Below are 22,804 nucleotides of genomic sequence, written 5' to 3'. Positions count from 1 at the left end.
TAGCAAAGCTCCGGCGATTGGCGATGGCCGTCAATGTCCGGTCGCGGCCTAAGCCTCAGCCAGCATCGCGGCGCGCACGCCGCGAGCAGTTCCGCTCACTATGTCAAAGACAAGTAAAGTGCAAATCATCGCGCGCAATGATTTTGCGTATAGGCGCAAATATTCTGCGCGCTAGATCAATATAGATTCTATATCTTGCGGTTGAACGATGACGTTTGTGCGACTATTTGTGTAATCGTGGCGTAGTGAAGCGATGAACTGGCGTGCGCTTTCGTCGTCTGGAGACACGCGTGAGATTTTCGTCGCCCGGCAAAGCCAAGGATCCGTTCACCGCCGCCCTCGGAGCCCTGCGCAACCGCATTCGCGCCGGCGACCTGCTGCTCGGAGAGCCTCTGACGATCACGGAACTGGCCGACGATCTTGGCCTGAGCGCGACGCCGGTTCGCGAAGCCCTCTCCCGGTTGGCGGGAGAAGGCCTGATCGAAGACCAAAGAGGGCGCGGCTATTTCGCCCGCCGCCTCGACGTCGCTGATCTGGTCGAGCTCTACAGCATGCGCCGGCTTTACCTTTTCGACGCTCTGGCGAGCGCGTCGCGTCCCAGCCTTCAGGAGGATGCGGCGTCAGGCGGCGACACGATCGGCCTTGGCGAGCAACTCGGCCAGCACTTCGACCGGATCATCGCTCAAGCGGGAAATCGCGCGCTTCTGGAAGCCTATCGTCAAACCGCCGATCGCCTGGCTCCCGCCGTCGTCGTCGAGCCGCAGATCTTCCCGGTGCGCGAAGAACTGGTTGGCCTGATCGCCGCTAGCCGTGGCGGAGGCGGCGCAATGCAGGGGGCGATCGACGCCTTGCATGAGGTTCGCAGGCATCGCGCGGGCGACGTGATCAGGGCTTTGCGCGCGCGTGCGAATATATCCCGGTTATAGGCCCAATATACTATCAATGCAGGGTGGTGGGTGCGCCTCATGGGTCGTCGCGATTGTGCGGCAACACTCAAAATGGAGCGTGTCATGACCAAGACCCGTAAGGTCCGCCTCGTCCGCGTCGGCGACGCCAAGCGCCTGACCAAGGGCGACGGGACCGTCAGCCTGGAGATCAACCTGGAGCCCAAGCAGGTCGCCGGCTGATCGCAGCGGGCGCCGACCAACCCTGTCCGCGCCCGCGTCTGACATCAACGGCGTCCGGTTTGGACGCCTCGAAAAGGAGCGCGTCATGCGATCCAAGGAAAAGACCACCATCGTCCGCGTGGGCTCGGCCAAGCGCCTGACCCGGGGCGGGTTCGACTTCAGCATCGAGCTGAACATGCAGCCTCGCGAGTTCGCTGGCTGACCTGCTGCGGCGGCGCGCCTTTGGGCCGCCGCCGTATTTCCGTGAACTCGTACTTTCGGGACGCGAGATGCACTTGGCTGGCTGGGTCCATGGCGCGCGCCTGGGCGAGGATATGGTTCTGCTCGACACTCGAAAGGGCGAGTATTTCTGCTTGCCCGGTGGCGCCGACGCGTTCCGCGCGGTGGGGGCGGATTTTGAAGTGCTCGACCCCGAACTGGCGGCGGACCTGGCGGACCTTGCCTTGATCGGGGAGCGCGATCCGTCGCGACGCGCACTGCCGGCTCGCGCCCATCTCGATCTGGCGACAGTCCATCCGTCCAAGTTTCACATGAGGGATGTCATCGAGGCCTTGTCCGCCTACGGCGTGATGCTGCGTCGCTACTATCGCCGTCCGTTCGCCAGCTTGATCCTCTATGCGGCGGCGCGCCGCCCGCCGGCCGCGGTTCAGGACGTCACCGCCGAACTCGCTGAGCGGGTGGCGCTGTATCGCGCGTTGCTGCCATTGGCGCCGTTTCCTGGCGTCTGCCTCTATCGCTCCTTCATGTTGCTCGCCTTTTTGCGCCAAGCCGGCCTGGACGCGACGTGGGTGTTTGGCGTCAAGACCTGGTCCTTCGAGGCCCATTGCTGGCTGCAGGTTGGCGACACGGTGCTCGATGATCGCGCCGAACGACTGATCGCCTACACCCCGATCCTGGCCGTCTGACATGCGAGACTACATCCTGCTGACCTGGATGGGAGCGGACGCCGCGGCCGGCGCGCAGGCTGACGCGATCGCCGTCGCCCTGGGGTCGACCTGGCGTTCAGGCGTGAGCGCCCCGGGATTGCGGCTCTTCATCCCAAGGGATCGCCCGCCGACGACGCGCTTGCTGCACGACGGCCGCGTTGTTCTCGTCGGGGATTATTGGGGCGATGATCCAGAACATGCCGGGCCCGAGCCGCTGACCGGCTCGGACCGACTCACCAAGGCGGGCTGGGGACGCTATGTAGCGATCTTCCGCGCCGCCGATGGCCCGGCGCAGGCGGTCTATCGCGATCCGTCCGGTGGGCTCGACGCTTTGATCTGGCAGCGGGATGGCGTGACCATCGTGGCTTCGGATCTGCATGCGGGCCTCGATCAGGCCGCGCCGAGGAATCTGGCGATCGACTGGGACATGGTCGCAGCGGCGCTCTACGACCGTATGCACTTGGCCGGAGCGACCCCGCTCATCGGCGTGACGGCGATCACGCCGGGCGGCCTGCGCGCGATCCAGCCCGACGGCGGCGAGACCTTGGTCTGGCGACCGGACCGGTTCGCCCGCCGGGCCCTGGATGGCGGCGGCGAGCGACAAGCCCGGCTCGTGGGGGTGATCGACGAGACCGTCGCGCAGCTGACCCGCGGCCTGCCGGCGCTCGCCGAAGTCTCCGGTGGCCTGGACTCCTCCATCGTCGCCTCGGCGCTTTGCCAGGCCGGTGCGGACGTGCGCGCCTGGCTGAACTATTATGTGGTCGATCCGCACGGAGACGAACGCGCCTATGCCCGAGCGACGGCGGCGCTTAACGGATTTGAGCTGACCGAGGCGATCAAGGCCGACGCCGGCGTGGACCTTGACGGCCTGGACCAGGCCAGTCCAAGCGCGCGTCCCAGTTTTCGGTTGGTCGATGCAGCCTACGATCAGGATCTGGCCGCGCGCTGCCGCGAGCTCGGCGCCCAACAGATCGTCACGGGCCTCGGCGGCGACGTCGTCTTCATGCAGGGCGGAAGTCGCTGGCTGGGCGGCGACTATTTTCGTCACACGCCGCCCTGGCGATGGCGAACCCAGGATCTGATGAAGATCGCCCGATACGCGCAGACCTCCGTCTGGCGCGTAGGTCGTCTCGGTCTGGCCGGGGCGTGCGGGCTCGGCGGCCACCGCGCCGGGCCAGCGCGGCACTTGACCCTTCAGGCGATCCGCGCGGCCGAGCGCCGGCCGCCGCCTTTGTGGCGCGAAGCGCTCGGCGGCTTGACGCCGACCAAGCGCGCGCAGGTCGAAGGCCTGGCCCGTGTCCTCCTGGTCACGGGGCGGTCGGCGCGAACCAGCGTCGCGGACGTCGTCAATCCGTTGCTGGCCCAACCCGTCATGGAGGCGACCCTGAGCCTGTCGTCGCTCGCCCTGACCGCGGGCGGCGACGACCGGGCCCTTGCACGCGCCGCCTTCGCCGTGCGCCTCCCGGCCGCGGTGCGTGACCGGCGATCCAAAGGGGATCTGAGCCGGCACTACGGGCTGGCCCTGGCTCGAGATCTGCCCCAGCTGCGCGATCTCCTGCTGGACGGGCTCCTGATGCGCTCTGGATGTCTTCAGCACGACGTGGTCGTGACGATGCTGACGCCCGAGCACTTGATCTGGAGCGATCCCTACCGCGACATCATCGCGATGGTCGTGCTCGAGCTGTGGGTCCGGGCCTGGTCGTCACGGCTCCTTCGCCTGGGCTACGCCTAGCGCCTGGTCGAGGAAGGCGAAGCTCTCGGCGTACAGTCGTCGGACATTTCCAGGACCCAGGACGACATGGCCTTCGCCCCAGAAGGTGAGGAGCTTGGCGTCCTTGCCCAGGCGATAGAGGGCGGAGAACATCTCCTCGCCCTGGTCGGCGCCGTAGCCGTCGAGATCGCCGTAGATCAGCAACACGGGCGCGGTAATCCGTTCCGCGTTGAGATAGGGGCTGGCGCGAACATAGCGGTGTGGCGCGGCCCAGGGCGGCGCTCCCACACGCATCTGACCCGTCTCCAGGTAGCCCGTGCCGGCGTTGAAGACGAACCCTTCCTCTGGCCGGGTGCGCGCGGCGTTGCCGCGAACCTGCCCCCAGGCGCTGAACTGGTCGGCAATCCCGGCCGAGGCGATGATCGCCTTGAAACGCGGTGACTGCGTCGCGGCCGAAAGCACGATGTAGCCACCGAAGCTGTGGCCCCAAAGCGCCACGCGATCGGCGTCGGCCAGTCCCGCCGCGCCGACCGCATCGACGGCCGTCAGAATGGCGGCGGCCATGCCTTCCCCAGGATCGTCGGTGGGGCTGCGCACCAGGCTGGGATAAAGCACCGCATAACCATGCGCCGCGATCAGTTGAGCCGAGATGTTGGTCACGGCCAGTCCCGGAAGCAGGTCCGAGGGCGGCTTCGCGGGCGAGTAATGATTTCGACTCGGATAGGGCACGACCACGATCGGCGGGCGATCGCCCTGTTTCCAGCCGGGCGGCAACATCAACCAACTGGTGACCTCGCCGCCGTCGGGCGCGCGATGCCGGACAGATCGAATGACGTTGAGATCGCGCGTGGCGAACTGCGGATTGAGCACGACCGCCGTCTGACGCCGGCCCTGATCGACCACGGCGATGGTCTGGACGCCGTGATCGTCGCGCGCGGCGGTGACGGCCGCGCCGCGTGGGGTGATCAGGTTCAGGCCCGACGGGGCCGGGCCGAGATCATCGACCGTGCTGGCCGCGACGCGCACGATCCGTCCCTTGGCGGCGCCGACAAGAACCGGCTCTTGACTGACCCGCGCGAAGTCCAGGCCCGAAATCTGACTGGACGGCGCCTTGACTGGGACAAAGCCCTCAAGGATCGGACGCGCCCGCCCGCTTCGTGGATCAACGGCGGACAATCGATCGCCGTCGATCGCCAGCACGCCGCCGTCGGGTGTCTGATAGAGCCGACCCGCCTTGGCCGCGCCAGGTGGGAGGGGCGTGGCCAGGCCAGGAGCGTCCAGGCGCCACCAAGCATGCTCTGGGGCCGACGAAGACGCCTTCGCATCGCCCCAGGCGATCGGCCGGCCGGCCAGCCAACCGGCCTGGATGAGCTCGAAGCCTTCGTTGGTGCGGCCGATCGCGGGATGGAAGCCCGTCAGCCACGAGACGCTCTGATCGGCGCGGGCCTCGACCGTGATCACCGCCAGGCGGCCTTCCTCGACCGTCTGACCGGGGCGGCGGGCATGGATCAACAATTGATCCCCCGCTGGGGCCCAAGACAGCAGGAACGGCGACAGATCGCAGTCCGCGCACGGGGCGGAGACGTGGCCATCCTTCAGGTCGACGATGACAAGATCGCGCCGGCGCATAGCCGTTCCCCCGGTGACCGGATCCTGGGCGCGCGGCTGAACGTCCGCGCCCTCCTTGACCGCGGCGACGTGGCCGCCGTTCGGCGCGAGTTCGAGGTACAGAAAGTCGCCCTGAGCCAGGGCTGAGACCTTGCCGGTGTCGACATCGAGTCGCACGAGCGTGGCTGGCCATGCCGCGCCGCCGCGACTCAAGTATCGCCCCGACCCGATCATCGTGGCGGACGGTCCCCCTTGCCTCGCCGTGGCGCGCCAGCGCGCCGCGAGGGTGGCCGGGGGCTCGGAGCCGCGCCGCAACAGCAGGTGCGGGCGATCGGGCGGGTGGGTGAGCGCGACGATCTCATCTTCGCTCCGCCAGGCGGCTGTCCGGCCCTGAACGGAGAAATCCACCCCCAGGCCAAACCAGCGAACCTTCCGGGTGACGAGGTCGATGACCCCCGTCTCCCAGCGATGGTCGCGGACCCGATGAACCAGCATCCGCTGACCGGATGGTGAGAACGGTCCTGGCACGAATCCAGTGTTGCGATCCGGTGGGATCAGAAACGTCGCCGAGCCGGTCTTGGTGAGATCGACGACACGCAGGCGGCTCGTGGCCAGATAGTAGGCGGCGTCATAGTCGAAGCGCGGTGCATGGGCTTGACCCGCATAGGTCTGAAGGACGACCCAGCGCCCATCGGGCGAGGCCAATGTGGTGACCAGGGTCTCGGCGTCGAGGAGGTCCTCGACGGTGAAGGGCTCGGCTCGGCTGGGCGAGCCGGCAAGGGCGCAGCAAAGGGCCGCGACCGCCAGAAGCTGGCGCATGGGCATACCTCGGAGAAGGAAGAGCGCGGCGCGGCGTCAGGCGCCGCGCCGCAGACGGTCACCAGCGCTTGGTGAGCTGCACGGACACCACGCGACCCAGCACATCGGCATTGGCGGAGTCGTAGCCCACGCCCTGAACTGCGTCGTAGAACGGTGGCTGCTCACCCAGAAGGTTTTGCGCCGATAGCGCGATCACGATTCCCGCCCACGGACCGCGCGTGGGCGCGGCCGCCCACCGGACCTGCGCGTCCAGCGTGGTCCAGCTGTCGACCTTTGCGCCGCTCGAGGCCCGGTAGTCATCGACATAGCGAACCGTGGCGTTGGTCGTGAAGGCCGCATGCGTCCAAGTCAGGCCGAGATTGGCGCGCAGGTCGACGGGGAAGGTGGCCAGGTCGACATACTGGATGGCCGGCGCGTCGACCGTCAGCTTGCGCTGATAATCGAACAGATAGGAGGCATCGCCGCTGACGACGAAGCTGTCGCCCGCCAGGCTGAAGGGCCAGCTGGCCTGTAGATCAAGCCCGCGCACGGCCAACTCGCCGACGTTGCGGTTGCGGCCGTCGATGATGGCACCGAACGCGTTGGCCGGAAACAGCTTGGCGTCGGTGGAAGTCGGATGGTCGATCAGAGCCTGGGCGGCCGCCAGGTCTGTGGCGCTGCTTGGATTGAGGCGCCGCACGAAGCTGGCGTAGATCGGGTTGGTCAAGGCGTTGACGACGTCGTCGTACACGGGATGGCCGACCTGGTCGGAAAACCGGGTGTCGAAGTAGGTCAGGGTTAGGCGCGCGCCGCGTCGCGTCGGCGATGTCAGGTCAAAGCCGGCCGTCCAGGTCTTGGCGGTTTCCGGGCCCAGGTCTGGATTGCCGCCGGTCTCCATCAGGATCAGCGTCTGCCCTGACTTGTCCGGCAGGATGGCCGCGCCGACGGCGTAGGTCTCGTAAATGTCGGCCAGGGTCGGCGCGCGAAAAGACGTCCCGTAGCTGGCCCGCACCTTCAGAGGCGCGATGGGCGTCCAGACCACCCCGATCTTCGGATTGCGGGTGACGCCGAAGTCACTGTAGCGCTCGATCCGTCCGGCCAGGGAAAGCTCCAGGCGCTCCACCCCGCGAACGTTCATGTCAGGCGACACCAGCGGCGCGCGCAGTTCGGCGTAGGCGGCCGAGACGTCGCGGTCGAACAATCGTCCGCCGCTCGTCGTCGGGCTCGTCCCCGAGGTCAGGTTGGTCGTGCGGACGATGAAATCCTCGTGGCGCGCCTGAACCCCGACCGCCAGTTTAAGCGGGCCAGCCGGCAGGCTCAGGAGGGCGCCATCCATCTGGAAGCCGCCGGCTGTCACCCGGTTGCGGCGTTTGAGGTGTTGGTAGCCGTTGTTGATGAAGTCGAGCGCGGCGGGGGTGCTCGTCCCGAACGGATTGAAGTAGCCGTCGCGCGCGGCGCTGAAGGGCGTAGCCGGATCGTCGGCGATATTGCCCAGCGCCTCATTCAGAAAGCGCGTGTTCAAGGCGCGGTTCTGGTCACGACGTCCGCGGTCGATGCTGTAGGCGCCATAGGCGTCCCAGCGCCAGGTTCGGCCAAAGTCGCGCGCCGCGCCAAAGGTCAGGCCAAGGTTCTCTCCCAGTCCCGACAGGCGACGCGGGCCCAGATCATCCGTGAAGTTGTAGCCGATCAGATGTGAGGCCGCCCCGGTTGGAGAGACGAAATTGGGATTGGCCTGCCGGACGGTGAGGATCGTGGTGGGGCCGGCCTGCAGGTAGCTGAAACGGCGATGGGTGTAGATTGCGTCGGCCGACAGCTCGGTCTTGCCCACGTCCTGCCGGATGCTGGCGTAGAGGCTGGCGCGCTCCTGCTTTGGCAGGGTGTCGCTGCCCTGCCGCGGGTCGCCGAGATTGGCCGAGCCGGCGACGAAGTCGGAAGCCTTCAGGGGCGTCCCGGCGGGGACGGATGGAATGGCGTAGAGCGGGACGTAACCACCGACCGCGGCGCTGTAGGCGACAATATTGCCGGGGTGGGCGAAGCTGTTGCGGTGGTCGGTCCCGCCGAAGCGGCGAAGATCGCTGCTTTCGGTCAGGCGACGATCGGCGGCCGATAGCGCGTCGCGCTGATGATACTCGCCCGAAAGCACGAGATTGCCGCCCCCCCAACCCAGGCCGAGCGTCTGGGTCACTTGCCGCTCTTGAGCCTTGCCGCCCTGGGCGGCGCTGGCCCGCAGCCGCGTTTCGGCCCCGACGAAATTGCGCCGCAGCCGCACGTTCACGACGCCGCCGACGGCGTCCGACCCGTAAAGCGCCGAAGCGCCGTCCAGCAGCACCTCGACACGCTCGACCGCGCCGGTCGGAATGGCCGAGACATCGGCGAAGTTGCCCTTCAACCCGGTTCCGGCGACCCGCCGGCCGTTGAGCAGGACCAGGGTCGCCGAACTTCCCAATCCACGCAAATTGACGCCGGTGGCCACGGAGTCGTTGGTGAAGCTACGATCAGCGCCGAGCAGCTGATTGGCCGGCGTCGAGCCGCCGCCGAAGTTCTGGGGCAGATCGCTGAGCGCGTCGGCGAGGGTCGCGTGTCCGCCGCGATCAAGGACCTCCCGGTCGAGGCTGACGATCGGCGAAGCGCCGTCGCCGGCGCCCCGGATCAACGATCCGGTCACCACCACCTCGGCCACTTCGGTGGTTTCGGCCTCAGGGGCGGTGACCGGCGGTTCAAGCGCCTGTTCGCCCTCGAACCGGATCGCGGCCGCCCGCCGCTTGAGGACAAAGGCGTTGGAACCGCCACGTCGGACATCGATCGGAGCGCCGCCCAGCAGCCGGGCGATAGCTTCGTCCGGCGTGAAGCGGCCACGAACACCCGCGGTCCGCAAACCAGCGACCAGATCGGGCGTGTAGATCAGCTGGCGCCCGCTCTGGTCGGCGAACGCCAGCAGCGCGTTGTCCAACGAGCCGGCCTGGATGTTGAAGTCGACCGTCTGGGTCTGGGTCTGGGCTTGGGGCGCGGACAACGCCGGCTCCGCGCCGAGCGGCAAGGCGAAGGCGGTGATCGCCAGACCGGCCAGAAGGCGGCGGCGGAGAGATGCGAAAAGCATGAAACGGGTCCCCTCGGACGCGCGCGCGGCGTCCGTCGCAGGACGGATCTTCTGTGCACGGCGCAGTGCGTCGGCGGGTTGACGCGTCAGCCGCCTCGTCCCCCTGGGCCCGTGAAAAAGAAAATCAGGGCGTCTCGTCGGGCGCTCCGGAACGGACCAACCGGAAGACCCCCTTCTCCGGTCGCGTGACTGTCAAATCGAGCAGTTCGGCGGCCGAACTGACGAAGGTTTCGGTGTCGCCGGCGTCGAAGGCGCCGCTGATCGGAGCCCGTTCCAGCTCGCCGACATCGAGTTCGATCCTGCGCCGGTCGTAGCGGCTGACCTCCGCGACGGCCTCGCCAAGCGGAACGGATTTGAAGACCAGCCGTCCGCTCGTCCAGCCCGTGAGGGCCTGAACGTCGGCGCTGGTCGGCCTCGCGGTCTTGGCCGACAGCGTTTGCCCTGGCGTCAGGCGCCAGGATCTGGCTTGCGCCTTCGCTTGACTGCTCACCTCCACGGCCCCACGCAGCAGGGTCACGCGGGCGCCGCCGTTCTCACGCCGAACATCGAACCGCGTGCCCAGCGCCTTCACGGAAGTCTCGCCGGCGGTGACGATGAAAGGGCGCGAGGTGTCATGGGCGACGTCGAACAAGGCCTGACCACGCTCGAGCCGGATCTCGCGCTTGGCGCGGGAGAAGCGGATGCTGACCTTGGTTTGAGTGTCGAGGACGATGGCGGAGCCATCGTCGAGCCGGAGGGTGCGCGTCTCTCCAATGTCGGTGGCGTAGGTCTTGGGGCCCCAAAGGGCATAGCCGCCGACGGCGCCGATCGCGACGATCGCGACGGTAAAGCCCAGCCCCACGATCGGTCGGCGCCCGAGCGCCCGGTTCGGCGTGGGTGGCGCCAGCGCCGATGAGACTGCGGCCCGGATATCGGGGTCGGTCTTCAAGGCCTCGCTTCGGCGCCAGAACGCGTCAACCGCGTCGTAAGCCTCCTTGTGCCCGGGCGCCTGACGCCAGATGCGAAAGGCCTCCATGTCGGCGCGCGAGACGTCGCGCTTTTTCAGGCGGGCGAACCAGTCGGCGGCCTCTTCATTGGCCCGGTCGCTCGAAACGGTCGAAAGGCTCATGGGACGCTTCTTCCGCCTAGTCCTTAACGCGCTTGACGCAGTGGGCGATGGCTTTGCTCAGTCGCCATTCTACAGACTTCACTGATAAACCGCAGCGTGTAGCGATCTCTTCATAAGTCAAACCGTGAAAGCGGCTCAAGACAAAGACGTCGCGATAGGCTTCCGGGATCGACAGAATGACCTCCTTGGTGGTCAGCAGGTCCAGCGCCTCTGCCCCGGCTTCAGCGCAATCGGGCAGGTCACGGACGGCCTGGGCGTGGCGGCCCCTCACCGCGCGCCGACGCAGGATGTCCTTAGCCAGGTTCGAGGCCACCCGCATCAACAGAGCGCGCGGACGGCGTATGTCGCGCACCGCGTGCGGGGCGAGCCGGGCGTAGGTTTCCTGCACGACGTCGTCGGCGTCCGCCTCAAGGCCCTGGCCGAAACGCCGGCGCAGCATGCCGCCGAGCCAAGACGCATGGCGCCGATAGAGCTGATCCATGTCTTCGCCATCGTCCCAGTCCAGGTCGGGCTGGGTGGCGAGCCTCTTCAGATTCCGATCCATCGCCGACTCCGCTGCTCACGGAGGCGTGGGAAACGCCAGGGCGGACAAGGGCGCGCGACCGCGAACCGCGGACACGGGTTGCGCGCCTGGAATCCAGACGCGAGCGGCCAGCCGTCTCCGGCTTGTCGCTATGGCTCTAATCAACGCACGGGGTTTCCACGCCCCACCGGCGTGCAAGGACGCCAGCCGGAGAATCCTGAATCAAATAGGCTGGCTGCGCAAGCCGGCGAGCGGCGTTCGGCGGAAAAGGGGCGGGCGTTGGAACCTCGTGCGCATGCCAAAGGCCCGCCGGCTTCAGCCACGACCGCCGCCGATTACCCCCGGCTCAAGATCGTCGCCTATTAGGCGGCGCCCGCGCCGTCACAATTGGGCGCCGCGAACGATGCGGCAAGGGCGTCTCCGAATTTACATCCACCCGGGCTAGAAGGGCGGATCCAACGCAAAGGCAAGATCGACCGGTTCGTCGGTCGGGAACTGGGCTTCGGTGATTTCCCGCACCTTGAGGGTCGCGGCATCTAGCGCCAGGGCTGGGTTACGCGCCTCCGGCAGGGAAAGCTCGAAGAGGGAAGGACTGGACCTTGATCTTGCGGTCTTGGTCAGGCTGTCGTCGGCGCCGACGATGTCTGCCGCGTCGCCGAACAGCACGATATTCGTGCCCGGCGGGCGCTGCGCGGACTTGAAGACGATCGCATCAATGTTGCGCGCTTCCTTGCCGATCCGAACCTTGTGAACCTTGTGCAGGTATTCGGAGACAGCTTGGGTGGGCACGTAGTCGAGGTGCTCGTCGCTGGGCAGGATCGGCTTGCTGATCTCGTCCATGAACCTTTGCATGAAACGCCATTGCGTCAGCCGACGAGCATGGTCGCGCGCGAAGAGATTGAGTTCCTTTGGCGGGGCCCGGAAGCGGGTGGTGTCCAGGACGATGATGGGTCGATGGAGCCTCAGTTCCACCGTCACGATCTTCGCGCCCACCAATGGCCGGAGCTCTGACAGGCAGGTCTCGACATCGAGGGACGCGTAGAGAGCTGTGATCCCAGAAGGGTTCATCCGATTGGGCTTACCCTTACGACGGGGCGGCGCGCCCATTTCCTGGTGAGGATTGGCCAGGATTTTCCGCTGCTCCTGAGCGTCGGCGACCCGGGCGCGAAAGAAGACTGGAGCCTGGCTTGGCTGCATCAGGTAGACCGGCGGCAACCGATCCTGGTCACGCTGAAGGTGGATGAACTGGAAAATCTTCGCCAACCAGCCATCGGCTTCTCGGTTGAAGAACCGCTGCTCATGCATGATCGTTTCGCGGAATGTTGACCAGGCTACGGCGTGGCCCGCGTCTCCCGGCGCCGTTCGCTCGTAACGGAACTCGTCAACATAGAACGGCTCGTCGCCGTCGGGCGGCCAATAGTCGTCGTTTTCGATCAGCCAGTCGGCAACCAAGTCCGTGACGCCTGGGGTCGTCGGCTCGGTTAGGTCGGCGACCGTTTCGCGCAGATCCTCTCCCCGAGGCTCATAGTAAGGCTCGGGATCATCCGGGTCGTCCGAGAAGTAGGGGTCCGATCCGGCGAGCGCATAGTTCGAGCGGAATACCTCATCGATGATGGCGCCGACCGCCGCGATGGGCGTGCCCTTCCGGGTTTTGTGGAAATCGCACCGGCCTTCGTCGTAGTCGGGCCGAATTTCCTCGATCCGACGCTGGAGCCCGGTATTGCCGAAGCACTGAGGGCAAAGCAGCGTCATTGATCGCCGACCGGTCCAGTCGCCTCCAGCCGCTGGAGATAGACGGTGACCGCTGAGGCCACGGTGACGACGAGCTCGGCGTCCTCGAAACGAGGGTCTCGACCTTCGCGGATATGCCGCCCCTGCTCTGAGGCGAAGCCCCAGAGTTTTTCGAGCGCGGTGTCGAGCGGCCGAGGAATGTCGAGCTTCTTGACCAGCTTGCCAAACGTATCGTTATCGGTGGTTGCACCACGCGCGACACACTCGAGCGCGGCCATCGCATGCTGGATGGCGCCGGTTACGTCGGCCGGCCGCCGGGCGAGGTCTTCCAGCGCCTGATGCATTTCACGAGCGGCCGTCGTCTTGCTCGTGCTGTCGAGGATATCCACTGCTGAACGCGACGCGGCGGCGAAGACTTCCGAGCCTCGAGCTTGGAGCTTGCCCTGCTCCATCCGCCAGCCGACGCCGTGCTCACGAAAGACCTGGTTGAGCTGAGCCTCGAAGCTGGCCGCTTGGGTGGCGGTGTAGTCACTCTTCTCGATGTCGCGATAGAGCGCTTCGGCGATGTCATAGACCTTGAACCATGGCGCCTCGTCGACCAGTTCGGCGACCTCGTGTTCGACCGGTTCGTCGCTCCAGTTGTTGGCGTTGGGTCGCCGTAGGAGTATCTCGCAGACCAGTGAGCGCAGACCTTTCGGGCTCTTTCCCAACTGGTAGCCAAGCATGACGACCGCGTCCCGAACAGCCTGGGGCGCATCGGCGCGAACGGTAATGTCCGCCTCAGGGCCTTCAAAGCCGAAGCGTTGAGAAAACGGGCCAAGGTCATTCATACGGAAGCTCCCCATAGAGGCCGATCATCAGATCGCCTTTGAGCTCCCGGAAGGGGATCTCGACATAATGGTCTGGATGGCGCGGCTTTGCGCGCCCGTCGCCAGGACCATTCTTGGTATGACCCCGGATCAATTCGCCGTTTTCTTTGATGTAGGGGAGGATCACCAAACGGCCGTGATTGGTCGAAAGGATCGTCCCTTCACGCCAAAGTGTCGCGCCGTCCTCCCCTTTGTCGCTGGTGGTGGCTTTCACCATCCAGCCGATCTGACCGTCATCTTCGTACCAAAACACCACGCCATTGCTGACCAGCACGCGCTCACCGCGAGCCAGGGCTTCCGCCAATAGTCGCTGGACGCTGGCCAGCTGCAGAAGCTGATTGGCGCGCGGCAGCAATATGGCGCGGATACTGGCCTTGACCTGTCCCCAGTGTTGAGAGTGGTGAAATCCAAAGCCATTGGCGATCCGAGCTCGCACAGCCAGTTCGGCTGCACGTTCCCCTGCGTTGTAGGCCCGGCTCCATTCGCCGGCCGCGTTGCGATAGAGGACCACACGGCGGCCCCGTTCGCCGATCAAGGCGACGCCCAGATAAGGATAGATCTGCAACTCGGCGGCTAAGGCCCCGCGGTATCGTTCGGCCGTTGGGTCGAGCTTGATATCCGAAGCGGTTGGGCGCGGCGTTTCGGAATGTCGGCGGATCGCCTCGGCCAGCATCAACCCCTCTTCCTCGGCGAGCCGCTGCTTGGCCTGAAGCGCTTTGCTGACTTTAAGGATCAGCGAGGTCTTGAGGACGTGATCCATGGGACGCGCCAACAGGGCGTCGGCTAGGGCAGGGTTCAGCGCCTCGGCGCTGGCGATGGCCGCTTCCTTGCCGTCATAGACGTCCATTCGCACGTTGCCGTCTTCGTCGGGGACACGACGGTCGCGCCATTGCACGCCGCCCGCGGGCGTCTCGACCAGTTCGAGCATGAACCAGCGGTCGTACAGACCACGGTAGGTGGGCCATACGGCCAGGATGGGATCGTGGTCCCGACGACTATCTCCCCACTTGATCATGCTGCGGTCCCATTGGCTTGGACCGCCCAGCCAATCACCATGCCCAAGCTAGAGCAACTCTTGCTTGTGAGATGGGCGAGACTCGCCAGACGCGGCGCCCCGCCCAACCTAACTCCGGCCTACGCCGCCTGAGCCGATATCTCCGCGATCATGGCGTCGATGGCGGCTACGAAGGCTGGAGGCGAGCCGAACGTGGCCTTGAGGGCGCCGCGCCAGTCCGGGTGCGTGCGATCCCAGGCCTCAAAGCGTTTCAGGTTGCTCGCCGCCACCTTGGCCAGGACGTTGGAGCCAATCTTGACTGGGATCTGTGAGACCAGGAACGCGGCGTTAGCCGGATAGAGCGTGACGAACAGCCCGCAGACCCGGGCGAAGGTGTCGAGACGACCTTCCCGGGCGAGTTCGGACAGAAGGTCGAGAGTTGCTCCAGATTCCGTGGTGTAGGCGCGCGACCCTTGGCTGGCGATGGCCTCGGCGATGCGCCAGGCCTCATCGACGCCGATCACAGCCAGGGCTTCGCGCAGTCGTCCGGTGAACTCCCTGACGTTGTGCGGGCTTGGCGCCCAGTGTTCTGCGAGGTGGGTTTTCTCCTCGATCAGGTCGTCATACATGGCCTCGCGCGCGACCGGCAGGATGTGAAGGGCCCGTCCGGTCCACAGGAAGACACCCTCTTCGATCAACCGCGCGAATTCATCCTCGAACCGGGGGTGTTTGATGCGCGTCGCGAACGTCGCGGCCAGATCTCCTTCGTAGATCAGCGCTAAGCTGACCGGGTCTAGGCGCGGATAGAGCGGCACGCCTGGGTGCATGTGCAAAAGCAGATCCATCACCAGGCCCTCGCGCATCTGCTGGCCAGTTCCCGATCCGGGCCGCAGGAGCGGGCGGCGGCGTTGATGGCGCAACGAGACGCTGATGAACGGATAGACGTCCCGAAACCAAAAGCGCGGTCCGTCAAACTCGAACGTGTCGAACACTGGTTCCTTGTCGAGCCAGGCTCGCACTGGTGCGTGGCATGGCCATGGCAGCGCCTCGACTAGGCGACGCCTATAGTCCGTGTCTGAGGTTACGCGCGGCTGGGCCGCGATCGACGCTTCCAGGTCGTTCCAGTCGCGATAGCCGCCGGCGCGAGCGATGGCGGTCTGGCAGAGGTTCAAGGGATAGAGAAAGCCGCTGTCGTCGAAGACGCGCTTGAGGTCCTTGGCGCGCTTCTTGGCGCGGTCGAGCGTGGTGTACATCACAGATCCTGCATCGGCCGTGGCGGTACGCGCTGCTCGTCCCTGCCGGCCATGATGAGGTCCGTGGAGGGGTATTGGTCTTTGGATCGTTGAGCGCGGGCTCTTCGCCAGGGCAGCGGCCACGCCGACGAGAACGGCGTTGGCCATAGAATGATGGCGGCACCTGTGAAGTTCAAGGCTTTCTTGGCCTACGCGCGCCCGCAGTCGCGACTGGGTGACTTGGCCAATACGATCTGTTATAAATAATCTCTCTGTGGAGAATGATTATGAGTAGTTCGCTTCGCCTCTACACCCCCGCCGAGGCGGCTGCGGTCAGCGGGCTTGGTCTCAAGGCCGTCAACAATCTGATCGACAAACACATCGTCGACGTCGCCCGCCCCGCCGTGGGTGGGCGCGCGGCGCGGCGTTACCTGACGCACAGTCACCTGCTGTGCATGCGGCTGGAGCACTTCCTGGCGGGGACCTTGCCGGTGGAGCGTCGCCAGCAGCTTTTCGAGGAAGTCGCCGCCCGTCCCAACACCCGGATGGTCAAGGCCAACAGCGTCCTGCATGTCGACGTCGCCGAGGCCCGCCGCGAGGTGGATGCGCGCGTTCGAGATTTGGAAGCCGCCGAGGCCGAAATCCACAGTGATCCGGCCGTGCTCGGCGGCGAGCCTGTATTCAAGGGCACTCGTATCCCGGTCTACGGCGTTGCGGCCATGCTCGATGCGGGAGCGACGCCGGACGAATTGCTCTCGGGCTATCCCAAGCTCGATGCGCGCAGGCTCGTGCTTGCCCGTCTCTGGGCCGCAGCCCACCCCCGGCGGGGCCGTCCAAAGCGCCTGTCGCAACACGGCGTGCCTTCGGCTTCGCGCAAGACGGTGCTGCTCAAGGGCGATCCCCTGACCGGCGCGCGCGGTGGGACGAGCGGCCGTTGAACTTCTTGATCGACGAATGCCTGCACACCTCGCTGGTCGAGGTGGCCCAGCAGCGCGGCCATGAGGCCGCCCATGTCACCTGGCGCGGCATGGGCGGCATGCAGGATTGGAACCTCATGGCGCCTATCCGTGAGGAATTCCTGACCTTCGTCACCAACAACGCCAAGGACTTCCGGCGTCTCTACGCCGAAGCCGAGATTCATGCCGGCCTGGTCATCATTGTCCCCCAGGTCCCGCCGGCTGAGCAACGGATCCTGTTTGCTGCTGTGCTTGACGACTTGGAAGGGCAGGAGCTTCTCAACGAGGTCGTCGAGATCGCAATCGAAGACGACGGCGCCGTGATCGAGCGCTACGCTATGCCCGCGGGCTGACGCTTCGGGCGAGGTTCCGCCGTATGGCCAAGGTTTGACTCTTCGACCCAGACTCGCGCCAAGATTGCGCCTTTGCTGCGGTGAGAGGTTTACGCGATGGCTGAGTATGCAGCGCCAAGGTTCGACGATTTTCCGCCGGCTGAGGCGATCGTGGAAATGCTCAAGCTCCTCGATCAACTCTTCATCGAGATACTCGAGGATCGATGGCTGCTCCTGCCCGATCGCTTTTCGGGTGTGCTCGCCCGGGATGAGAGCGCTCTGCCCGCCGCGTTCGACGAAGCACGAGGGCAGATCAAAGAGCTCATCGATGCGATCCGCGCCTTTGTGGAGGTGGGGACTTATCGAAATCGGCTCGTCGATTTCGGTCTGACGGGAGCCCCTCTGCGCTTCAAGCTCGAGGTCATCGAGTACGTCAATTTTCAAATCCCACCCGCTCGCAATCGCGCGCTGGAGCGCGTCAGCGATCGACGACGCTCGCGGCCTTGGGGCTATAGGAAGGTCGTCAAAGGCACGTTGGCCGCAATCGATGGTCCGCTGGAATCTCTGACCAAGATGCTGGGCGTCGGCGAAGGCGTCGTCGAGTTCAAGAAGGGCTTGGAGGTCCTGCTCGACATCGGAACCCCGTGACGCAAGCTAGTCGACTGCCTTTCGGAGGGCCTCGATACGCTCTAAGGCGATGGTTTCCGCAATCACCTTGAGCTTGGTGACGCACTTCTCCAACCAGTCTAGATGCTCGGCGGAGATCTCGTAGGTCTTGGAATAGCGAGCCTCGACATAGGCGCGGCGGATCAGGTCGAACCCTTGGCGCTCGAACTTGTTGGACCCGGGCCAAATGCCGATCAAACGCGTGTCCATCGCCTCGGCACGGTCGCGCAGGAGGTTCAAGCGATGGGTCTTGGTGCTGTACAGCGTCAGGACAAGAACCAGGCCGTGATAGAACCGTTCCGCCGCTTGGTGGAGTTGGAAAGCTGCTTCTTTGGATCGCCCTTGGCCCATGACGTAACGGGCGGTGTCAAGAAACCCCGCAGCGCTGGGAAACCACTCCTCGTAGTAGCCCTTAGTCTCGCCATAGGCGTCTTGCGGCGACAGCAGTTCGGGCTGCGCGAACGGAAATCCGTCTTCCTCGAAAAGCGTAATCCCGTCTCTCAGGATGTCCGTAAAGAAGTAGCGGCCCAGCCGCAGTTGCTCGTTCACGTCGTCCAGGCTGTGAACGATGAAGTTGGGTTGGGTGCGCAGACGCTCGCCGGAGGCCAGCTCCCGCAGCAGCACATCGTCGGGCTTGCCCCAGAACTCTTCCAGGTCGGCCAGATCCTCGTGGTTGACCACCACCAGGATGTCGTAGTCGGAGAAGTATCGCCCCTTGGGATCCTCGACCCAGTCGCCGCGCGCATAACTGCCGAAGAGAATGATCTTGAGCAGCTTGCCGGTGCGAAAACGCGGCATGGTTCGCCGGCTCAGCGCTTGGCTGAACCCTTCGCGCAGGGTCTCGACCACGAAGTCGAGTTCCTTGCGCTTGCCGGCCGGCAGATGGTCGAGCGAGGTCTTCATGGGCTCCTGTCGAGTACGCGCCCGCCGATCACACTCTGGTTCGGCAGTCGGGGAAAGAGTCTAAGGCACGAAAGCGCAGACGTCGAAGGCGCCGCGACCGTTGGCGTGCGAAATCGAGCGCAGCGGCGTGGGAAGCCTCCCAGGTTGGACCGAATATTCCGCCTATATTCGATCTATAGAGTGGCGCAGCGCATCCAAGCGCTCTCTGGATGGCGCTGCGGCCATCCTGGCCACGCCGCCGCAGTTGCTCGTGTTCGACGCTCCGCTCAAGAGTTCGCCCCCAAGGACCACGCCGTCCCGGACCAGCGCCTGGGCCGGACTGGGTCTGCACCAGCTGCGCTACGTCCTGGCCGCAGCCGAACAAGGCGGCTTCCGCCGCGCGGCGCGATCGCTCGGCGTCCAGCAGTCGGCCGTCTCACGGCGCATCCATGACCTCGAAGCGCGGCTCGGCGCTCGAATCTTCGACCGCGCACCCTGCGGCGTTCGCCTGACATCGGCCGGCGAGGATTTCGTCGCGGACGCCAAAGCCGCCCTGGCGGGCCTGGATCGCGCCGTCGATCGCGCCGCCGAGTTAGGTCTGGCCGAAATGAGCGTTTTGCGGGTTGGCGTGCTCGGCGGGTTGGCCCCTGGCGCGCTGGACGACATCATGCGGCGATTGCTGGAGCGCGAGCCTGCTCTGCGGCTCGACCTGGTCGAGGCCGACGACGAGCGACTGACAGACGCCCTGCTCCAGGACCGGCTCGACATCGCCTTCATGATCGATCCCCCAGCTCGCTTCGACCAACGCCAGGGATGGCGCGAGCGGCTGGTCGTGGCCCTGCCGATAAGCCATCCCTTGACCGCAAACAGCGCCATCGGCTGGACCGACTTGGCCGGGCGGCGAGTCCTGGCGCCGACCGCGATCGCCGCTTCGGCCCTGCGCCTCGCGCGAAGGCGCGATCAAGCCGGCCTAGATATCCACGCGCTGGCGGCGAGCGCGGCGAGTGTGGCGCGCCTGGTGTCGCTGGAGCAAGGCGTCGGCTTGATCAACGAGGCTGCTGCGGCGCGCGTGAACGGCGTGGTCTACCGGCCCCTCAGCCGAGCCTTTCTGGACTTCAAAGCCATCACCGGTCGACGGTCGGACAAGCCGGCGCTCCGCCGCCTGCTCGATCTCCTGCCGAGCGAACCCTAGTTCGACGCCGCAGCCGAGCCATCGAAGACGATGTCGCGAGTCACCAGGATGGAGAGCGGCAGGCCGGCCCGCAGGGTAAGCGTTGGTTGGACGTCAAGCTGCCGGCGAACGAGTTGTTGGCCCGTCTGATTGACGGCGCCCTGCAGCCCCTCTCTGACCGCCCGAGCCACATCGCCCTCATCGTCGGCGCCAAGCTCGGCGCCAACGCCCAGCAGCGTCGATAACAACGCGGCCTTGGTCATGTCGCCCCAATGAGCATCGACCCGGTCCGAAAGTCCCGATCGTCCGGCCGCGTCGGCGCCGACCAGACGATCCAGTTGCATTGAACGCCCGTCGGGAAAGACGACGCGATCCCAGGCGAGAAACACCCGACGCTGGCCGAAGGCGATGCGGGCCTCATAGGTCCCCAGCAGTTTGGACCCCTGCGGGATCAAGACTTCTCGGCCAGTCAGGCTGTCGTAGACATTTCGCGTGACTTGGGCCGCCACCGGACCGGGCAGATCCGAGTTCACCGCCGTCTGCAACGCCGCCGGGATCACGGTATGAGCGTGAAGGATCCGCCGACCTGCCGGGGGCGAGGGGCGAAAGGCGCTGGTCGTCGAGCCCGCCGGTCGATCGAGAAAGGCTTGCCTGGGATCTGGAGGCGGGTTTGAGAGCGGCGGGGCCTGGAGCACGGCTGGCAGGGCGGCCAGCGGCGATGACGGGTTGCTGGCGGGCTCTGACGTCGCGCGTTGAGCTCGACTGGTGAACAGGGCCGCCACGCGGGCGCTGTCGGCGAGAGACCTCTGGGCGCTCGGAGCCGCACCGCCCGACGTCCCCTCGGGGCGACCGATCGGCGGAGGCGAGGGGTCTACGCCCCTGGCGTGGGCCGCCACGATCGGCCGTCCAAGATCGCCGGGCAGCGGCGGCCCGAGCCGGGGCACATCGCTATAGGTCTTGGGCGCGTCGGCCATGGCCGCGAGCGGCGGCTTGGTGTCCGCCTCCTCTGTCGGAAGCTCCACGGGCTTGGGCGTTCGGGTGTGCAAGGCCATGGCCAAGGCGCCGGCGATGCACACGACCGCCGCGCCGCCGACGATCAGGACCATCAGGCGCGAGAGCCGAGCCACACGGGGCGGAGACGCCCGCAGCCTTACCGTTTCCTCCGCGCTGTCCTCGGGGGGATGACTCATCGGACGTCGGCCCCGAGCCGCTCGATGAGGACGCGCCGGGCCTTTCGCTTGTCCCCCAGCCGCAACTCCGCGCGATCGAGCAGACGATCGGCGATCATTCGCCGGCCCTCAATCCGGTAGTTGACGAGTTCGGGCCGGCCGGCCGCGTCCAGAGCAAAGAGCGGCGGCAACTCGCCTGCGGAGACGGACGGCGGGAAGACGACGATGGTCTTGCGACCATCGTCGAAGACCTGCAGCGGACGCCACGCGACCTTGTCGCCGGTGACCTTGTAGTCGAACGACAAGGTGGTCAGGTCGAGCGGCGGTGGCGAAGGCGGCGTGAGCAGAACCGCGGCGGGCGTGGAAGTCGGCTTGGCCAAGGCGATCAACGCGTCCTTGGGATAGGTCCAGATCACCGAGGCCATGTAAGTGGCCGCACTGGCGCGCAGTTCGACATAATAGGAGCGCTTGTCGGTATTGATGACCAGGTTGGTGATCAGCCCGCTTTGGGCCGGTTTGACGAGCACATGCACGCGCCGCCGGGCGCCGACACCGCTTTCGGTGTCGCCGATGATCCAGCGGACGGTGTCGCCGGCCGCGATCGGCCCGGACCCGACCAGGCTTTCGCCCTCTTCCAGCACGATGTCGGTCACGCGGCCGGGCGCGGTGTAGATTTGATAGAGACCGCCGTCACGCCAAGCGAAGGTCTGGACCGCCCCCTGGAAGGTTTCGAGCTGGGGCTGCACGCGCGCGGCGGCGTTGGCTGCGGCGATCGGTCGTCGCGGGTCCGACTGGGCGGCGGCGCCCGTCGCCATGGCGGCGATCGCGATCGCCAAGGGTGTCAGAATCCGGGGTGTCATGCGCATCAGGCCATCTCCTTGGACCAGTCGATCGCATCGACGTAGACGCCGAGCGGGTTCTTCTTCAGTTGGTCGGCGCTGCGGGAGGGTCGCTGGATCACCGTCAGGGTCGCGGCCCAGCGCTCCGTCGCCGCCAGCTTGCCGTCCTGGTATCGGCGCTCGACCCATTCGACCCTGAAGCTGGTCGGGGAGACCTTCAGCGTATTGGCGATCTCCACCGAGACCTGCTCCTTGCCGACCCGAAGAAATGGATCGTCGGCCTGGGCGTAAGCGCTCAGCGCGCGAGCACCTCTGGCGCTGGTCAGGGCGTAGGCCGACAGCCAGTTCTGGCGCACCACGATCGGATCGGCCGAAACCGATCTCACTTCCTGGATGAAGCGCTCCAGTCGCGCGGCGATCATGAAGTCAGAGGGCTTGAAATCGGCGTCCGCCGGCGCGACCGCGCGGGCCTCGCCCCGGCGATCGACTTCGACCACCCAGGGCGTGATGTGGCCACGTGAGCCTTGCCAGACCAAGCCCGCCGCCAGTAGCGCGATCACGCCGGCCTCGACCATGGCCAGGCGCCAGAGGCGACGGCCGTTGACGGCGATCCGGCCCTCGCGATCATCCCACGCCTGACGAGCCCGCCTATAGGGCGTGTCGAGTTCGGGCGTTGCGCCGTACCGAACCTCCGGGCGCTTGAACATTGCTTCAGTCTCCTTCCGAGAGATCGACCGAGGCGCCGCCGCCGCTCTGGCCGGACGAGGCCGCGTGGCTTGCGGCCGAGGCGCCATGGGCGACGGCCTGGCCGCGGTTCATGCGCTGGGCCCAACCCGGCGGTTGGCTTGCGGGGGGCGAACCGTCTTGGCCCCTGGCCGATCCGCCAAGCTGCTGGGCGCGCGCCGAGGCGAAGCGTCCGCCAAGATCCTGGGCCATTCGGCGCAACGGGCTGACCGCGCCGCCGGCGGCGGCCTTGGCCAAGCCGATCGCGCCGCCGCTTTGGGCCGCGCCGGTCGCCGCGCCCGCCAGGCTGGCCCCGCCGCGCGCCGCGCCCATCGCCAGGCC

The 22,804-nt window shown here is 66.3% G+C and carries 19 protein-coding genes and 1 pseudogene; 7 read left to right on the top strand and 13 right to left on the bottom strand.

The window, feature by feature from the left end:
* Positions 1 to 290: 290 nt before the first annotated feature.
* From AC07NG_RS21690 to AC07NG_RS21680, 3 genes are all read left to right on the top strand, one after another.
* Positions 291 to 926 (top strand): GntR family transcriptional regulator, encoded by a 636-nt coding sequence (locus AC07NG_RS21690; RefSeq protein ID WP_492861703.1) that lies wholly within the window; start codon positions 291 to 293, stop codon positions 924 to 926.
* A 476-nt stretch (positions 927 to 1,402) separates the two neighbouring features.
* Positions 1,403 to 2,032: a lasso peptide biosynthesis B2 protein gene (locus tag AC07NG_RS21685; RefSeq protein ID WP_492861702.1), complete on the top strand. Its 630-nt coding sequence runs from the start codon at positions 1,403 to 1,405 to the stop codon at positions 2,030 to 2,032.
* Position 2,033: 1 nt separating this feature from the next.
* On the top strand, positions 2,034 to 3,785 hold the full coding sequence (locus AC07NG_RS21680) for an asparagine synthase-related protein (RefSeq protein ID WP_492861701.1): 1,752 nt from the start codon (positions 2,034 to 2,036) through the stop codon (positions 3,783 to 3,785).
* Here AC07NG_RS21680 and AC07NG_RS21675 read toward each other — a convergent pair.
* The 8 genes from AC07NG_RS21675 to AC07NG_RS21640 form a co-directional block, all read right to left on the bottom strand.
* Complete coding sequence (locus AC07NG_RS21675) at positions 3,756 to 6,191, bottom strand: S9 family peptidase (protein WP_492861700.1); 2,436 nt, start codon at positions 6,189 to 6,191, stop codon at positions 3,756 to 3,758. The genes AC07NG_RS21680 and AC07NG_RS21675 overlap by 30 nt on opposite strands.
* A 58-nt stretch (positions 6,192 to 6,249) precedes the next feature.
* The gene (locus AC07NG_RS21670; RefSeq protein ID WP_494596293.1) at positions 6,250 to 9,207 is read right to left on the bottom strand and encodes a TonB-dependent receptor domain-containing protein; all 2,958 of its coding nucleotides are present in this window, start codon (positions 9,205 to 9,207) and stop codon (positions 6,250 to 6,252) included.
* 184 nt (positions 9,208 to 9,391) lie between these two features.
* Positions 9,392 to 10,375, bottom strand: coding sequence for a FecR family protein (locus tag AC07NG_RS21665; RefSeq protein WP_492861698.1), 984 nt, complete (start codon positions 10,373 to 10,375; stop codon positions 9,392 to 9,394).
* Positions 10,376 to 10,391: 16 nt separating this feature from the next.
* Entirely contained in the window at positions 10,392 to 10,919 is a 528-nt protein-coding gene (locus AC07NG_RS21660; protein ID WP_492861697.1) for an RNA polymerase sigma factor, read from the bottom strand.
* 420 nt (positions 10,920 to 11,339) lie between these two features.
* On the bottom strand, positions 11,340 to 12,650 hold the full coding sequence (locus AC07NG_RS21655; RefSeq protein WP_492861696.1) for an RES family NAD+ phosphorylase: 1,311 nt from the start codon (positions 12,648 to 12,650) through the stop codon (positions 11,340 to 11,342).
* On the bottom strand, positions 12,647 to 13,459 hold the full coding sequence (locus AC07NG_RS21650) for an AbiJ-NTD4 domain-containing protein (protein ID WP_492861695.1): 813 nt from the start codon (positions 13,457 to 13,459) through the stop codon (positions 12,647 to 12,649). The genes AC07NG_RS21655 and AC07NG_RS21650 overlap by 4 nt, the downstream gene beginning before the upstream one ends.
* A complete protein-coding gene (locus tag AC07NG_RS21645; protein WP_492861694.1) occupies positions 13,452 to 14,513 on the bottom strand; it encodes a hypothetical protein in 1,062 nt (353 codons plus the stop codon). Before AC07NG_RS21645 ends, AC07NG_RS21650 begins: the two co-directional genes overlap by 8 nt.
* A gap of 119 nt (positions 14,514 to 14,632) precedes the next feature.
* Positions 14,633 to 15,745, bottom strand: coding sequence for a hypothetical protein (locus AC07NG_RS21640; protein WP_492861693.1), 1,113 nt, complete (start codon positions 15,743 to 15,745; stop codon positions 14,633 to 14,635).
* A 266-nt stretch (positions 15,746 to 16,011) separates the two neighbouring features.
* On the opposite strand from AC07NG_RS21640, the gene AC07NG_RS21635 reads away from it, so the two are divergent.
* From AC07NG_RS21635 to AC07NG_RS21625, 3 genes are all read left to right on the top strand, one after another.
* The gene (locus AC07NG_RS21635) at positions 16,012 to 16,662 is read left to right on the top strand and encodes a DUF433 domain-containing protein (protein WP_492861692.1); all 651 of its coding nucleotides are present in this window, start codon (positions 16,012 to 16,014) and stop codon (positions 16,660 to 16,662) included.
* Entirely contained in the window at positions 16,659 to 17,033 is a 375-nt protein-coding gene (locus AC07NG_RS21630) for a DUF5615 family PIN-like protein (RefSeq protein ID WP_492861691.1), read from the top strand. Before AC07NG_RS21635 ends, AC07NG_RS21630 begins: the two co-directional genes overlap by 4 nt.
* Before the next feature lie 96 nt (positions 17,034 to 17,129).
* On the top strand, positions 17,130 to 17,660 hold the full coding sequence (locus AC07NG_RS21625) for a hypothetical protein (RefSeq protein WP_492861690.1): 531 nt from the start codon (positions 17,130 to 17,132) through the stop codon (positions 17,658 to 17,660).
* A gap of 6 nt (positions 17,661 to 17,666) precedes the next feature.
* On the opposite strand, the gene AC07NG_RS21620 is transcribed toward AC07NG_RS21625, so the two are convergent.
* Positions 17,667 to 18,581 (bottom strand): HEPN domain-containing protein, encoded by a 915-nt coding sequence (locus tag AC07NG_RS21620; RefSeq protein ID WP_492861689.1) that lies wholly within the window; start codon positions 18,579 to 18,581, stop codon positions 17,667 to 17,669.
* A 100-nt stretch (positions 18,582 to 18,681) separates the two neighbouring features.
* Here AC07NG_RS21620 and AC07NG_RS21615 point away from each other — a divergent pair, with 100 nt between their 5' ends.
* The gene (locus AC07NG_RS21615; protein ID WP_492861688.1) at positions 18,682 to 19,752 is read left to right on the top strand and encodes a LysR family transcriptional regulator; all 1,071 of its coding nucleotides are present in this window, start codon (positions 18,682 to 18,684) and stop codon (positions 19,750 to 19,752) included.
* On the opposite strand, the gene AC07NG_RS21610 is transcribed toward AC07NG_RS21615, so the two are convergent.
* From AC07NG_RS21610 to AC07NG_RS21595, 4 genes and pseudogenes are all read right to left on the bottom strand, one after another.
* Positions 19,749 to 20,837 carry a TraB/TrbI/VirB10 family type IV secretion system protein gene (locus tag AC07NG_RS21610; RefSeq protein WP_494596289.1) on the bottom strand — a complete coding sequence of 363 codons (1,089 nt, stop codon included), beginning with the start codon at positions 20,835 to 20,837 and terminating at the stop codon, positions 19,749 to 19,751. The genes AC07NG_RS21615 and AC07NG_RS21610 overlap by 4 nt on opposite strands.
* A gap of 80 nt (positions 20,838 to 20,917) precedes the next feature.
* Positions 20,918 to 21,766 (bottom strand): P-type conjugative transfer protein TrbG, encoded by an 849-nt coding sequence (gene trbG / locus AC07NG_RS21605; RefSeq protein ID WP_494596287.1) that lies wholly within the window; start codon positions 21,764 to 21,766, stop codon positions 20,918 to 20,920.
* Positions 21,766 to 22,446: a conjugal transfer protein TrbF gene (gene trbF / locus AC07NG_RS21600; RefSeq protein ID WP_492861685.1), complete on the bottom strand. Its 681-nt coding sequence runs from the start codon at positions 22,444 to 22,446 to the stop codon at positions 21,766 to 21,768. Before trbF ends, trbG begins: the two co-directional genes overlap by 1 nt.
* Before the next feature lie 4 nt (positions 22,447 to 22,450).
* Positions 22,451 to 22,804 (bottom strand): annotated as a pseudogene (locus tag AC07NG_RS21595) (hypothetical protein); the annotation flags it as partial.

This window comes from Caulobacter sp. GW821-FHT10C03, from assembly GCF_059415485.1.
The sequence above is the reverse complement of the archived record's forward strand: the minus strand, read 5'-3'. Positions and strand labels throughout refer to the sequence as shown.

Coding starts and splice junctions, on each gene's coding strand:
- AC07NG_RS21665 (WP_492861698.1), bottom strand. CDS start 10,375: ATGAGCCTTTCGACCGTTTCGAGCGACCGGGCCAATGAAGAGGCCGCC.
- AC07NG_RS21650 (WP_492861695.1), bottom strand. CDS start 13,459: ATGAATGACCTTGGCCCGTTTTCTCAACGCTTCGGCTTTGAAGGCCCT.
- AC07NG_RS21660 (WP_492861697.1), bottom strand. CDS start 10,919: ATGGATCGGAATCTGAAGAGGCTCGCCACCCAGCCCGACCTGGACTGG.
- AC07NG_RS21640 (WP_492861693.1), bottom strand. CDS start 15,745: ATGTACACCACGCTCGACCGCGCCAAGAAGCGCGCCAAGGACCTCAAG.
- AC07NG_RS21620 (WP_492861689.1), bottom strand. CDS start 18,581: ATGAAGACCTCGCTCGACCATCTGCCGGCCGGCAAGCGCAAGGAACTC.
- AC07NG_RS21610 (WP_494596289.1), bottom strand. CDS start 20,837: ATGGTCCTGATCGTCGGCGGCGCGGCGGTCGTGTGCATCGCCGGCGCC.
- AC07NG_RS21675 (WP_492861700.1), bottom strand. CDS start 6,191: ATGCGCCAGCTTCTGGCGGTCGCGGCCCTTTGCTGCGCCCTTGCCGGC.
- trbG (WP_494596287.1), bottom strand. CDS start 21,766: ATGCGCATGACACCCCGGATTCTGACACCCTTGGCGATCGCGATCGCC.
- AC07NG_RS21625 (WP_492861690.1), top strand. CDS start 17,130: ATGGCTGAGTATGCAGCGCCAAGGTTCGACGATTTTCCGCCGGCTGAG.
- AC07NG_RS21645 (WP_492861694.1), bottom strand. CDS start 14,513: ATGATCAAGTGGGGAGATAGTCGTCGGGACCACGATCCCATCCTGGCC.
- AC07NG_RS21635 (WP_492861692.1), top strand. CDS start 16,012: ATGAGTAGTTCGCTTCGCCTCTACACCCCCGCCGAGGCGGCTGCGGTC.
- trbF (WP_492861685.1), bottom strand. CDS start 22,446: ATGTTCAAGCGCCCGGAGGTTCGGTACGGCGCAACGCCCGAACTCGAC.
- AC07NG_RS21680 (WP_492861701.1), top strand. CDS start 2,034: ATGCGAGACTACATCCTGCTGACCTGGATGGGAGCGGACGCCGCGGCC.
- AC07NG_RS21655 (WP_492861696.1), bottom strand. CDS start 12,650: ATGACGCTGCTTTGCCCTCAGTGCTTCGGCAATACCGGGCTCCAGCGT.